The organism is Acinetobacter sp. M5A5_2a (assembly GCF_053345265.1).
Window position 1 is genome coordinate 99,661 of record NZ_JBKEZV010000012.1, and the last position, 14,811, is coordinate 114,471.

Annotated in this window: 10 protein-coding genes; 1 reads left to right on the top strand and 9 read right to left on the bottom strand. The window is 40.4% G+C overall.

All coding sequences use genetic code 11. The annotated features are described in order from the left end of the window. Positions 1–64: 64 nt before the first annotated feature. The 6 genes from ACLBWE_RS16270 to ACLBWE_RS16295 all read right to left on the bottom strand — a co-directional run bounded on the left by ACLBWE_RS16270 (position 65) and on the right by ACLBWE_RS16295 (position 9,024). On the bottom strand, positions 65–199 hold the full coding sequence (locus ACLBWE_RS16270; protein WP_004640417.1) for a zinc ribbon-containing protein: 135 nt from the start codon (positions 197–199) through the stop codon (positions 65–67). A 461-nt stretch (positions 200–660) separates the two neighbouring features. Beyond that, positions 661–3,522 (bottom strand): TrlF family AAA-like ATPase, encoded by a 2,862-nt coding sequence (locus ACLBWE_RS16275; RefSeq protein WP_447604007.1) that lies wholly within the window; start codon positions 3,520–3,522, stop codon positions 661–663. An 82-nt stretch (positions 3,523–3,604) separates the two neighbouring features. Continuing rightward, the gene (acnD, locus tag ACLBWE_RS16280) at positions 3,605–6,211 is read right to left on the bottom strand and encodes a Fe/S-dependent 2-methylisocitrate dehydratase AcnD (protein WP_416660026.1); all 2,607 of its coding nucleotides are present in this window, start codon (positions 6,209–6,211) and stop codon (positions 3,605–3,607) included. Beyond that, positions 6,211–7,368, bottom strand: a complete 1,158-nt coding sequence (prpC, locus tag ACLBWE_RS16285; RefSeq protein ID WP_003655705.1) for a bifunctional 2-methylcitrate synthase/citrate synthase — start codon at positions 7,366–7,368, stop codon at positions 6,211–6,213. Before prpC ends, acnD begins: the two co-directional genes overlap by 1 nt. A 68-nt stretch (positions 7,369–7,436) precedes the next feature. Continuing rightward, entirely contained in the window at positions 7,437–8,321 is an 885-nt protein-coding gene (prpB, locus tag ACLBWE_RS16290; RefSeq protein WP_003655707.1) for a methylisocitrate lyase, read from the bottom strand. Continuing rightward, on the bottom strand, positions 8,314–9,024 hold the full coding sequence (locus ACLBWE_RS16295; protein ID WP_003655709.1) for a GntR family transcriptional regulator: 711 nt from the start codon (positions 9,022–9,024) through the stop codon (positions 8,314–8,316). Before ACLBWE_RS16295 ends, prpB begins: the two co-directional genes overlap by 8 nt. Positions 9,025–9,539: 515 nt before the next feature. On the opposite strand from ACLBWE_RS16295, the gene ACLBWE_RS16300 reads away from it, so the two are divergent. After that, positions 9,540–10,754 carry an amino acid aminotransferase gene (locus ACLBWE_RS16300; protein WP_003655711.1) on the top strand — a complete coding sequence of 405 codons (1,215 nt, stop codon included), beginning with the start codon at positions 9,540–9,542 and terminating at the stop codon, positions 10,752–10,754. Positions 10,755–10,804: 50 nt separating this feature from the next. On the opposite strand, the gene dld is transcribed toward ACLBWE_RS16300, so the two are convergent. From dld to lldR, 3 genes are all read right to left on the bottom strand, one after another. Beyond that, entirely contained in the window at positions 10,805–12,511 is a 1,707-nt protein-coding gene (gene dld / locus ACLBWE_RS16305; RefSeq protein WP_447604008.1) for a D-lactate dehydrogenase, read from the bottom strand. Positions 12,512–12,901: 390 nt separating this feature from the next. After that, complete coding sequence (gene lldD / locus ACLBWE_RS16310) at positions 12,902–14,053, bottom strand: FMN-dependent L-lactate dehydrogenase LldD (RefSeq protein ID WP_447604009.1); 1,152 nt, start codon at positions 14,051–14,053, stop codon at positions 12,902–12,904. Beyond that, positions 14,050–14,802, bottom strand: a complete 753-nt coding sequence (gene lldR / locus ACLBWE_RS16315; RefSeq protein ID WP_416660018.1) for a transcriptional regulator LldR — start codon at positions 14,800–14,802, stop codon at positions 14,050–14,052. Before lldR ends, lldD begins: the two co-directional genes overlap by 4 nt. Positions 14,803–14,811 lie beyond the last annotated feature (9 nt).

Consider the following 14,811-nt stretch of genomic DNA (forward strand, 5'->3'; position numbering starts at 1 on the left):
ACAAAAAAGCCCCATCGGGTGACAGGGCTTTTTGTTAAATGCGAACGCAAATATTATTTTATTTTTAACGTTTAAACTCAGTGCAATAGCATTTAGTGCACGGCGGTAAACGATCTGTATTAATTTCTAAAAACACTCTCTGGCCACATTGAGCGCAGAAATAGAAGCCTGTTCCGGGTTTTTCGCCAGCTGTTACCATGATTGCGTTCCTATAATCGTATAGATATTAAACAGGAATATAACCCAGTTAGAGTGATTGTCAATTGTCCATTTCGCCCGATGATGATGGCATAAATGCGAAAAATGTTATTTGTACGATTTATCTTACAAACTTTTAGGGATTTTGCGGATTGGCGACTTCCCACTTTTTTCCTATGATGAGTTCATAGAGGAACAGGATGTTCCGGAACACAAAACAACAATAATAGGTTCATGCACTAGGAGCGTGAGATACGACAGGAGTCATATCTAGCAACCAAATACGAAAAAGCCCGACAGGATGTCGGGCTTTTTTTAATTTTTACTTATCAATATTTTTCTTGAAAGTTTTGGAAATTTCATACAACACTAAGTATTTATATATTTTAATAGAAGCAATTTGGGAAGTCTGATGAAATAAAAGCTTCCCAAGTTATTGCTAGTATTTAGATTATAAACAAATTAAGTAATAGAATACTTATCTTTCCTTAAACAAAATGCTGGTATCGTCCCTTCAAGTACTTCCAACAGCTGTTTATTTATAGTCTGATTTTCTATTCCACCAGATATGAAATTAAATTTATAACCATTTTGTTTATCTAGTGACACATTGATTACCTGTTCAGAATCCGCGACTACAGCCAAGTTTGGATTATGTGTCACGAGTATAATCTGGCGCTTTTTCTTAGCAAGTTTAATAAATGGTACTAAAACCTTAGCAACACTATTATTGTCTAAATTATCTTCAGGCTGATCAATAATTAAAGGTATATCTTCCTTATCTAAAACAAGATAAAAGACTAATAATAAAGCACCTTTCTCACCTGGTGATAATTGATCTAAACTTTTACCATTATTTTGTAAATCATAATGTTCATTTAAGAAATTTAATCCAAAAATATAATCGTACAGCTCGAATCTATCCTGAGTAATTCCGCCAATATAAGTTTTCTTTCTCTCATTATTTCTCATGTCATGTTCCAGATAATAAATAAAATTCTTTAGGAAACCAATAACACTATCTTCATCATTCCAATCTGTCTGACTAATCAAATCATCTTGTAAAATTCTGCCACCGTCTTCTCCACCATAAAAACTACCAACTTTATTCTGTCGAATATTACTTAATATTTTTTTCTTAAAATGTTGGTCACAATCTAATTTGCTAGCAATATTTAGCTCAGAAACATCTGACTCAGCTAACTGTTTATCAATTCCATTTTTTACTTCGTCATATATATTCTTTATTTCAGCTTTTTTCTTATAAATTTCTTTTACTATTTCCAACCGAGCATTACGCTGCAAAGATAAATCAATTAAAAGCTTCTGTTCTATATAATTTAATTTATTTTCAAGAAAGGTTAATGAGTCTACTTCTTCCATTGACCCTATGATTTCTGTTTCTTTAAAACGCCATTCTTTTATCGTATCTATATATGCTTGGTAAGCTTTTTGTTCTCCTGTAAAAGCTGAAGTAATTGATTCTATAAGAGATTGATATTTATTAATTTTAAAAATTGGGCTTTCATGATTAGCTTCATCAAGTAAAGCTACATATTCATCAATTTTAATATCTAATTCAGCAATTTTATTTCTCAGAATATTTTCACTAAAATTCACATTTAGAATATCTATTTGATTTATTTCCAATTTTTCAAATAATTTAATACCATTTTCAAGACATGATTTTAGCTCATTAACTTTATTATTGATTTCTCTAATTAAGTTTTCAATTTCTAATTTTGTTCTATTACAATTTTTTAAATTTTGCTCATAATGATCTTTTAGACTTATTTGATCATCCCTATTTTTTTCATATTGCAATAATTCAACTTTTTTCCTCTCATTTTCAGGCGATTGACTAACTAAAGAAGGATCTAAAACTTCGGTAGGTTTGTTAAGACGATGCGTTTCTAATTCTTCTTTCTTAACTTTAATTTTACTTTTTAAGTTTTCTTTAAATGCAGGATCACTCTGATCCTCTAAAGAAATTATTTGCTTATTACATACTCTTAACCTTTCTAAAATTGAAGCAATTTCAGTCTCAATTGCTTTCTTTTTTAAATCCAATAAATCTCTAAAACTTTCTGCACCCATTTTTTTCTCTTTGGGTACATACTGATAAACCACTTTTTCAATTTCTTCTCTGAAAGCCTCGACTTTACCAATCTCATTACAAACTTTTTCAAAATAACTTTGAGGTAAATATCGAACTAAACTTTGTTGTGTTGGATCAATTGTATGGTTTAGCTTTCGCTCAGAAGTTTTAAAGTTACTTAAGAATTCAATCGATGCTTTAAAACGTTCAGCAAGGCCTCGTTTTTTAAACTTATCCTTGTGTAAAAATAGATATTCACCCGAATGCTCACCATCCGCACAAAGAGCTAAAATATCTGATATCGCACTTTTTCCATTCCCCTTATGACCTATGATTGTTACTAACTCACTATTTAAAGGAATTTCAACATCATCAAACCAAATATTATTTTTATCATGACTTCCATCAAGAGATATTTTCAAGCTACTAATATATTTAGTTTTATTTTCTCTAGTTCTTTTTAATATCGCTGGCTCATCTCCAATATAAAATCTTTCCTGTGGCTCATTAAGTGCATACTTTAAACCATTAAAACTTGGTTCACCCTTAATCCATAATTTTTGCTTAATTTCATATTTTCTAATATTGTGATTATCTGAACAAATAATCATTGGAAGTCTTTTTTCAATCCTCGGAAAGACATGAGTATTATAAGTATCTTGATCTGTTTCTTTTCCCAATTCAAAGATATCAACTAAATTAGCTATATCTTTTTTCTGAGCAATACTATGATCTAACGAGTTAGTTATATTTTCTAAACTTCCATGCTTTTGTCCTGCATGTATAGTTACAACTCCTCCCAACTCCTTTATTAATTTAATAGTATCTTCAAGATCACAATAGATATCATTTACACGTTTACTCTCCGAATCTATTTTATTTATAGGTGTTCTATGCTTAATCTGCCCCCAAATATGCTCTAATTTACTATCATGAGAGAAAATACCAATAAAATGAATAGGTTCTTTACCTTTTGCATCAGATAAAAATTCGATTCCTGGTAAAACAATTATTCCATTAGCACTACCCAATTTTTGAAGCTCAACAATTCTATCAATATCAATAATATGATGATCAGTAATGGCTACAACTTTCACGTTTTTTTCTTTTAATTTCTGTATAATTTCTTGATTTGTCACATCTTTATACTTGTAGTCATATGAACTAGGTGTATGAAAATGTAAGTCCCAAATATGCCATTCAGATCCTTTTGAAATAACTGTCATTATAATTTTCCTAAAGTATAAAAAACCCCATCATCAAGATAGGGCTCTTTTGAGTAATTTTCAATCAGTTATAGACTAAATATTAAGCCACTTGGCCTTCTAAAAAGTCTTGTGCAAAACGTTGCAATACACCGCCCGCTTCATACACAGAAACTTCTTCTTCTGTATCTAAACGGCAAGTCACAGGCACTTCCACAATTTCATTTTTGCCATCGGCAGTTGAGCGCTCAATCACCAACGTTAAATCAGAACGTGGCGCGATATTACCAATCACGCTATAAAGCTCTGTACCATCTAGCTTTAAAGTCTTGCGGTTAACACCCGCTTTAAACTCAAGTGGTAACACGCCCATACCCACCAAGTTCGTACGGTGAATACGTTCAAAGCCTTCTGCCACAATCGCTTCAACACCTGCAAGGCGTACACCTTTCGCAGCCCAGTCACGGCTTGAACCCTGACCGTAGTCAGCACCCGCAACAATAATTAATGGCTGCTTACGGTTCATGTAGGTTTCAATTGCTTCCCACATACGCATTACTTCGCCTTCTGGCTCTACACGCGCTTTTGAACCTTGCTTAATAGTACCGTCTGAACGAACTACCATTTCGTTATACAGTTTCGGGTTAGCAAATGTTGCACGTTGTGCAGTCAAATGGTCACCACGGTGCGTTGCATATGAGTTGAAGTCTTCTTCTGGTAGACCCATTTTGTGAAGATATTCACCCGCAGCCGAATCCATCAAAATCGCGTTTGAAGGCGACAAATGGTCGGTGGTGATGTTGTCACCCAAAATGGCAAGCGGACGCATGTTCGCTAAAGTACGTGGTGCAGCCAACGCCCCTTCCCAATATGGTGGACGGCGGATGTAAGTACTTTGTGGACGCCAGTCATAAAGCGGACTTTCGGCCTCTACGGTTACGCCCAAGTCAAACATTGGAATGTAGACTTTACGGAACTGTTCAGGCTTCACAGCTTCTTTAACTAACGCATCAATTTCAGCATCAGATGGCCAAATGTCTTTCAGGTAAATCGGGTTACCGTCTTTATCGTGACCTAATGCGTCTTTTTCAATGTCAAAACGAATCGTGCCTGCAATTGCATATGCCACAACTAGTGGTGGAGATGCCAAGAACGCTTGTTTTGCATATGGATGGATACGGCCATCGAAGTTACGGTTACCAGACAGTACTGCTGTCGCGTACAAGTCACGGTCAATAATTTCTTGTTGAATAACTGGATCTAACGCACCCGACATACCGTTACAAGTCGTACAAGCGTAAGCCACAATACCAAAACCGAGTTGCTCTAAGTCTTTTAGAACACCCGCTTCTTCAAGGTAAAGTGCAGCCGCTTTTGAACCCGGTGCAAATGATGATTTCACCCAAGGTTTACGAACTAAGCCTAGCTCATTCGCCTTACGTGCCAACAAGCCTGCCGCCACAGTGTTACGCGGGTTAGAAGTGTTAGTACAGGAAGTAATTGCCGCAATAATGATTGCGCCATCAGGCATTAAGCCGTCAGAACGGTTTTCAACAACACCCGCAATACCTTTTTCTTTTAGGTCCGCAGTTGAAACACGTGCATGTGGGTTTGATGGACCAGCAATGTTACGTGTTACTTTTGATAGATCAAAACGTAGTACACGTGGGTACTCTGCTTTGGTCATGTCAGTTGCCCAAAGGCCGATTTCTTTTGCGTACTGTTCAACCAACGCGACTTGAGCATCTTCACGACCTGTTAGGCGTAAGTAGTCAATCGTGTTTTGATCGATGTAGAACATCGCAGCCGTAGCGCCATATTCTGGTGTCATGTTCGAAATGGTTGCACGGTCGCCCACAGACATGCTGTCAGCACCTTCACCAAAGAACTCAAGGTATGCACCAACCACACGCTCTTTACGCAAGAATTCAGTTAAAGCAAGTACGATATCTGTTGCAGTAATACCTGCCTGACGCTGACCAACAAACTCAACACCAATAATGTCTGGTAGACGCATCCAAGATGCACGGCCTAACATCACATTTTCAGCTTCTAAGCCACCAACGCCCACAGAAATTACGCCCAAAGCGTCTGTATGTGGAGTGTGTGAATCTGTACCGACACATGTGTCTGGATATGCCACGCCATCACGCGCCTGAATCACTGGAGACATTTTCTCTAGGTTAATCTGGTGCATGATGCCGTTCCCCGCAGGGATTACATCGACATTTTTAAATGCTGTTTTAGTCCACTCAATAAAGTGGAAACGGTCTTCGTTACGACGGTCTTCAACAGCACGGTTTTTTTCAAAAGCGTCTGGGTCAGCACCACCGAATTCCACTGCTAAAGAGTGGTCGACAATGAGCTGAGTTGGTACAACTGGATTGACTTTAGATGGGTCACCACCTTTGTCGGCAATTGCATCACGCAAGCCTGCAAGGTCAACCAAAGCAGTTTGGCCCAAAATGTCGTGACACACCACGCGCGCAGGATACCAAGGAAAGTCTAAGTCCTGACGGCGCTCAATCAACTGCGTTAAATAGGCAGTTAAGTTCTCGGCATCGGCACGGCGTACCAATTGCTCTGCGAGTACTTTAGACGTGTAAGGCAGTTTTTCGTATGCGCCTGGCTGAATATCTTCAACGGCTTGACGCACGTCGTAATATTCAAGCTGGGTTCCTGCCAGCGGTTTACGGTATTTTGTGTTCATTAACCACGCTCCGCCAATGGTTTGAATTTGAGGTTTTCAGGGCCTGTGTAGTTCGCGCTTGGACGAATGATTTTGCCGTCTTGACGTTGTTCAATCACGTGCGCTGACCAACCTGCTGTACGTGCAATCACGAATAATGGTGTAAACATTGCAGTTGGAACGCCCATTAAGTGATAACTCACAGCACTGAACCAGTCGAGGTTCGGGAACATGTTTTTCGCATCTTTCATCACTGCTTCTAAGCGTTCAGCGATTAAGTACATCTTGGTGTTCTCTTGTGCTTGTGCCAAGTCATGTGCCACTTTTTTGATGACTTCGTTACGTGGGTCAGAGATTGTATAGACAGGGTGACCAAAACCGATCACAACTTCTTTCTTCTCAACACGGCTACGGATGTCTGCTTCTGCTTCGTCTGCGTTGTCGTAACGTTGTTGAATGACAAATGCAACTTCGTTTGCACCACCATGTTTAGGTCCGCGAAGCGCACCAATACCGCCTGTAATTGCCGAGTACATGTCAGAACCTGTACCTGCAACTACACGTGACGTAAATGTAGATGCGTTGAATTCGTGCTCAGCATACAAAATGAGTGATGTATGCATTGCTTCAATCCACTCTTCAGATGGTTTTTCACCATGAAGTAAGTGCAAAAAATGCGCTGCAATTGAGTCATCATCAGTTTCAACTTCAATACGACGACCGTTGTTGCTGAAGTGATACCAATACAACAACATTGAACCTAGGCTTGCCATTAATTTATCAGCAATGTCTTTTGCGCCCGCTTCGTTGTGGTCTTCGTGCTCTGGAGTTAAACAACCTAAAACTGAAACACCAGTACGCATCACATCCATTGGGTGTGCAGACGGTGGTAATTGCTCAAGTGCAGTTTTAAGTGCTGCTGGTAAGCCACGAAGTGCTTTTAATTTTGCTTTATACGCTTTGAGTTCAGCTTTGTTTGGTAATTTGCCATGTACGAGCAAGTGAGCAACTTCTTCAAACTGGCTACCCACTGCAAGGTCAAGAATGTCATAGCCACGGTAGTGCAAGTCGTTACCGCTACGTCCTACGGTACAAAGTGCTGTGTTGCCTGCAACTTGTCCGCTAAGTGCAACTGATTTTTTTGGTTTGAAGCCTGTTGTTGTTTCATTTGAGCTCATAAGATTGTCCTTTCCTATCTAACTGAATTTATTTATTAAACACGACGGATTCGTACCGTTTTCACTTCTTATTTCTTTTTAGCAAATGCGTTGTCTAAGTAGTCTTCAAACGCATAGTAGTTAATGCGTTCATATAACTCTTTACGCGTTTGCATAATATCAACCACGTTCTTTTGCGTGCCTTCTTTACGTAAGGTTTCATACACAGTTTCGGCTGCTTTGTTCATCGCACGGAAAGCAGAAAGCGGATAAAGCGCAAGGCTTACATCGGCAGATGCTAACTCTTCAGTGGTAAACAGTGGTGTAGAACCAAACTCGGTAATGTTTGCCAAAATTGGTGCACCAGTTGTCTGAGCAAATTGCTTGTACATATCAAGCTCAGTAATTGCTTCAGGGAACAGCATGTCTGCACCCGCCTCAATGTAGGCACCCGCACGGTCAATTGCAGCTTGTAAACCGTCTACAGCCAAAGCATCAGTACGCGCCATAATCACGAAGCTGTCATCACCACGTGCATCGACCGCAGCTTTAATACGGTCAACCATTTCTTCTTGAGTCACAATGGCTTTGTTCGGACGGTGACCACAACGTTTTGCACCCACTTGGTCTTCAATGTGCATTGCCGCAGCACCAAACTTGATGAGTGCTTTTGTGGTACGCGCAATGTTAAATGCAGAAGCACCAAAACCTGTGTCAGCATCGACCAATAATGGAAGATCACATACATCGGTAATACGGCGTACATCGGTTAACACATCATCAAGGTTACTGATTCCCAAATCAGGTAAGCCTAAAGAACCAGCGGCTACACCACCACCTGATAAGTAAATCGCTTTATAACCTGCACGTTTTGCCAAAAGTGCATGATTGGCGTTGATGGTTCCAACCACTTGTAATGGCTTTTCTTGGGCTACGGCATCGCGAAATAGCTGACCTGCGGATTGTTTAGCCATTGTTATGTTCTCCTTGTGCTTGTAGCAGTGTTTGCTCAATAATTTTGTAAGAAGCATTGATATGTCGATGCATGAGCAGCTCGGCAAGTTCACCATCGCCTTCTGCAATTGCATCTAAAATACGGATATGTTCGTCCCAAGCTTTGCTCGGTCGATCAGGTGTGTTTGAAAACTGAATTCGGTACATGCGGATGAGGTGATAGAGCTCATCACACAACATTTTTTCTAGGGTTTTATTGCCACTACTTTTAATGATGCAGTAGTGAAAATCGTCCTGCCCTTCTTGCAAGTAATATCCTTTACCTGCTTTAAAATTTTCATCTTCAGCATGCATACGCAATACATCACGCAATGCCAAGATTTGCTTTTTATCAATATGCTGTGCAGCAAGTTTGCAAGCCAAACCTTCTAAAGAAGCACGAATCTGGTAAAGCTCTTTAAACTGTTGCAGCGATAGTGAAACCACACGCGCGCCCACATGTGCAGTGCGCTCAACTAATTTTTGGCCTTCAAGACGATGAATCGCTTCACGCAAAGGTCCACGGCTAATGCCATAAGTCCGTGCTAGTTCAGGTTCAGATATTTTGCTACCTGCCGGAATTTGACCCAAAACAATAGCCGTCTGTATTTGTTTAAATACATTCTCGGTCAGTGTTCTACCCTGACTTTGTAGAGGCTCTGGTGCGAAGGTCAAATCTTGCATATTGTCGACAATTTTTAATCAATTATGGCTTTTATAGCGGTATGAATGAAAAAAATCAAGGTGATTGTTGACACTTTAGAGAACGCACTAGGTCAATTTTTATAGATTAACCTCTTATTTCACCTTATATTTAGACTATTACGCCGCCTATCTATTAGTATTTATAAAACAAAGAGTTAATATCAATTTATCTATAGTTTTATGGTTCTTTCTCAAGTGTTTTTTGGGCGCTAAACTTTTGTTTCAAACTTTAGTCTACAACCCATGTATGACAGTAAGATTGTAGACAATCTGTTTGAATGAAATCATGAGTTATAAATTAGTATCTATTTACCGTAATTTCTTTTAAATCTTTTTTATCGTTTCTTCTGGAAAATATCGATATTAGTGAAATTATCTGGTGCTTCACAGTAGCTTTATTGGTACATTATTGAGCATCGACATAGATGTAATGTATTTTTCGAGACAGAAAAAACTTAACTCTATGCATATTGTTGAATGAAAGGACTTTTTTGATGTTTCAACATATCCCCCCATACGCAGGCGATCCAATTCTCTCTTTAATGGAACAGTTCAATGCTGATACTCGTTCTGAAAAAGTAAACTTGAGTATTGGTCTTTACTATAACGAAGACAGTATTGTTCCTCAGTTAGAGACCATTATTGAAGCGCAAAAGCGTATCGAGCCTAAAAACGGTAAAACCAAACTTTATTTGCCAATGGAAGGCTTCAAACCTTACCGTGAAGCAATTCAAGCACTTTTATTTGGTGCAAACAGCCCAGCAGTTAAAGCTGGCCGTGCTGTAACCATCCAAACACTTGGTGGTTCAGGTGCATTGAAAGTTGGTGCGGATTTCTTAAAAACCTATTTCCCAAATTCAGACGTTTGGGTAAGCCAACCAACTTGGGATAACCACGTTGCAATTTTCAATGGCGCTGGCATCAAGACTCATTTCTACCCATATTTCGATAACGAAACTCGTGGTGTAGATTTTGACGGTATGCTGTCTACACTTAAAACTTTGCCTGAGCAAAGCATTGTGTTATTGCACCCATGCTGCCACAACCCAACTGGTGCTGACTTAAACCCAGCGCAATGGGATCAAGTGATTGCGGTATTAAAAGATCGTAACCTTATTCCTTTCCTAGACATCGCTTACCAAGGTTTTGGCGATGGTATGGAAGAAGATGCGTATGCAATCCGTGCTTTAGACCAAGCTGGTCTAAACTTCATTGTGAGCAACTCGTTCTCTAAAATCTTCTCTTTATATGGCGAGCGCGTTGGCGGCTTAACTTTCGTATGTGACGATGCAGAAGCTGCTCAGTGCACATTCGGTCAGTTAAAAGCGACTGTACGCCGTATTTACTCTAGCCCTCCTACAACAGGTGCATGGTTAGTTGATGAAGTGTTAAATGACGCTGAACTTAACCAACAATGGCAAGGTGAAGTGAAAGAGATGCGCGAGCGTATTATCAAAATGCGTAGCATCTTAAAAGATGAACTCACTAAAGCATTACCAGACCGTGACTTTAGCTACCTTGTGAACCAAAAAGGTATGTTCAGCTACACAGGTCTAACTGCTGAGCAAGTTGATATCTTGCGTGAAGAATATGCAATCTACTTAGTACGTAGTGGTCGTATTTGTGTAGCGGGTTTAAACATGAACAATGTTTACACTGTTGCTAAAGCAGTTGCAGAAGTGCTTGCTAAATCAACAGAAGCAGCATAAAACAGCTTTAAAAGAAAAGGCGCTTCGGCGCCTTTTTTTATATCTCTAACTTAAGATTTCGCTTTGCCCCAATATTTCAGTTTTGAGGTATGTCCAATACCCACATTAAAGCTGTTGGTTGGGTCGAGTTTTTGATAAAAGTTTGCTAACGCAGGTTTGGCAATGTAAAGATGCCCGACATTATGCTCTGCTGGATACTCAGCACGGCGCGCATCTAGCAACTTCCACATTTGATGTTCCATTTCTAAAGGGTCATTGCCCTTTTTAAGAATATAGTCCTGATGGAAAACATGGCAAAAGAAATGCCCATAATAGAGTTTATGGATAATATTTTTTTCCATCTCGGCTGGCAGTTGCTCTACCCATTCTCGGTCATTACGGCGTAAAGCAATATCTAGCGCCACAATATCTTCAACTTCACTACGATGCGTATCGCGATAACGAATTGCAGCTCCTGCAATTGCAAAACGGTGTAAGAAAGCCTTTCGCCCTTCTTCTTCGCTACATACGAAATAGCTACCTGACTGATGCACTGCAAAATATTCTTTTAAAAACTGCTCGGTCTGTGCTTTTGAATTATTTTCGACACGTAGCACTAAATGATGCTCATAACGGTCTCGATACTCGGTCATACGCTTTGGCAAGTGGCTCGGTAAAAAGAACGTAATGGCCTGTAAAATATGATCAGTTAAGCCTTTTATTTTAAATCTTTCTAAAAAGCCGTCGACTTTATCTTTCATGGCGAAGGCTTTTGGAACATTGGCTGTACCGAACTTTTCAATAAACAAAAAAGTATCTTTTCCATACTTTTCACCAATCAAGTAAGCATCGCGGTGAATATACTCGCCTGCGATTGGTAGACTTGGCAAAGAAGTGAGTAAATAACGGCGAATGGCTGTTAAATCATCTGCATCATTACTGCCAATATAGAAAACATTGCTCTCTACTTTTTCATACGTATCCAGGCGTACAGCAAAAACACAGACTTTACCCGCCGAACCAGATGCTTCAAACAAACGTGATGGGTCAGCATTAAAACGTGCTGGTGAATCTTCATCGACTTGAGTCACATCGTGTGCGTAGCGATGGTCCGAAGCCTGCTTTTCACCATCATCTAAAATATCTACAGCTTGATATTGCTGTTTCTCTAATCGAGTCAAAATTTCTTCGGGCATCGAGCCTAAATTCACCCCTAAATGGTTCACCAGTTCTAATTGACCAGCAGCATTCACCTGAGCATAGAGCGCCAGTTCCGTATAAGCAGGACCACGGCGTACCAATGCACCGCCAGAGTTATTACATACACCACCAAGGACCGATGCGCCAATACATGATGAGCCAATCACCGAATGCGGCTCTCGGTCATAACCTTTTAAAATTTGCTCTAAATTATCTAAAGTCGCACCCGGTAAACAAATCACCTGCTTACCATCATGAATGACTTGAATACCCTTTAATCGGCGCGTACTCATGACCAAAACAGGACGATCATAGTCATCACCATATGGGGTTGAACCACCAGTGAGTCCTGTATTTGCCGCCTGCATAATCACAATACAATCTGCCTCAATTGCAGCCTGCAAAACTTGCCATTGCTCTAGCAAGGTGCCCGGCACCACCACAGCAAGTACTTTCCCCTCACCAAAACGACGGCCTTGACGGTACTGACGCGTGCTTTGATCATCGGTCAAAACATGCGAACGCCCTACAATATTCTGTAAACGTTCAATCACTGCTTGAGGAGAAAATGTTTGCATGATGGTTTCCTTTTGGTCATCCATACCACATAGTTTTTTTAAATTTAGAGCAACACGACAGAGTCTTACTGTTTATAAGTAATGAGCTACTTACAGAACCTGTTCGCTGTATTCATTTTTCAAGTTATATTGCAAAAACAATACTTTGCTAATGCTACGCAGGCTGTAAGTGACGCTTAGCATCAGCGACTAATTTCATAAATCAATTGGCTACACGTTAGCGGCAGGGATGCCGCCTGTTGAGCAACTGTACAAGGAAGTACGGTTTGCTCAACAAAAGGTTTTTGGTTACTTTTGACCTTTCAAAAGTGACAAATGCCTATACGCAAAACATTAGCAAATCACCAAATTTTAAGGCTGTGCTTACTGCTTCACTTAAAAAGTTATTTCTTAAAAACCTTGCTTCATTGCCTGTACTAAACAATCCGCATTAATCTCCTGAATCGACTTAGCACCCGTAAGCGTCATCGCAACACGCATTTCCTTATCAATCAAATCAAGTAAGTTCGATACTCCTTGCCCACCTGCTGCTGCCAAGGCATACACAAATGCTCGGCCAAGTAACACTGTATCGGCACCAAGAGCCAACATACGCACCACATCTAAACCATTACGAATGCCTGAGTCAGCCAAAATGGCTAAGTCACCTTTAACTGCATCAGCAATTGCAGGCAATGCACGAGCAGATGACATCACGCCATCTAACTGACGACCACCATGGTTAGACACCACAATGCCATCTGCACCAAAACGCACAGCATCTTTGGCATCTTCTGGGTCTAAAATACCTTTAATCACCATTGGACCATCCCAAAACTCACGAATCCACTCAAGGTCTTTCCATGAAATCGATGGGTCAAAGTTCGAACCCAACCAGCCGATATAATCTTCAAGCCCAGTCGGTTTACCTAAATATTTAGAGATATTACCCAAGTCGTGCGGACGTCCCATTAAGCCCACATTCCATGACCAATGCGGATGAAACATAGACTGCATATAACGACGCATCGCAGCATTTGGCCCACTCATACCCGAATGTGCATCACGGTAACGTGCACCCGGCACAGGCATATCTACGGTAAATACCAATGTTGAACAACCAGCTGCTTTTGCACGTTCCAAAGCATTACGCATAAAACCACGATCACGTAATACATAAAGCTGGAACCACATTGGGCGATTAATTGCAGGTGCAACTTCTTCAATCGGGCACACCGAAACTGTTGAAAGCGTAAATGGAATGCCCTTTTTATCGGCTGCCATTGCGGCTTGCACTTCACCACGGCGTGCATACATACCTGTTAAACCCACAGGAGCCAATGCAACCGGCATCGACAATGTTTCATTAAACAGTTTTGTCTCTAAACTTAACGCTGACATGTCATTGAGCACACGTTGACGCAATGCAATTTCTGACAAATCTTGTACGTTACGCTTTAAGGTATGTTCCGAATACGCTCCACCATCAATGTAATGAAATAAAAACGGGGGTAAGCGACGCTGTGCCGCAGCACGATAATCATTGCCAGAAGAAATAATCATTTTGAATCAACTCTATTTAAACGGTTCGCACGTTTCTGACGAGCTTCGTCTTCATTCAGAGAACGTACATGATTAATCACAAATTCAATATGACCGCAGACAGCTTGGCGCGCGGCCTCGGGATCTTTACGATCGATCGCATCCATGACCTGAAAATGCTGCTCGCTCAGCAAGTCACTATTTATTGGATCGTTATAAACTTTTTTACGTCCCAACAAGACGTTGTATTGCAGTAAATCAAACAGGCTACGCATCATCTGAATCAGCACAACATTGTGAGATGCTTCTGCAATCGCCAAGTGGAATTCAGCATCTGCCACCGCAGCTTGTGCTGAGTCACCCGCATTTTGGTGGCGACTAATTTCATTAAAATAATGATGAATTTTGGCGCGATCTTCAGGCGTTGAGCGTAATGCGGCATACCATGCAGTACCGCCCTCAAGTAATAACCGCGCCTCTTGCACATCAAAACGATAGAGCGGATCTTCTTCAATCAGGTTGCTAATCGGGTTCACAATCAGTTGCTGCGGCCACTGTTCAGGTAACTGCTGAATATAAGTCCCATCTCCACGGCGGCTAGTGAGTACACCTTGACTATTGAGCTGCTGAATCGCTTCACGTAAAGACGGACGAGAAACCCCTAAGCTAGTTGCAAGCTGGCGCTCGGCAGGCAAACGTTCACCTTTTTTCATGTGACGCTCTTCAATTAATGCCTGCAATTTCATGACCACTTGATCTGAGATTCTCATCGCGTTTCC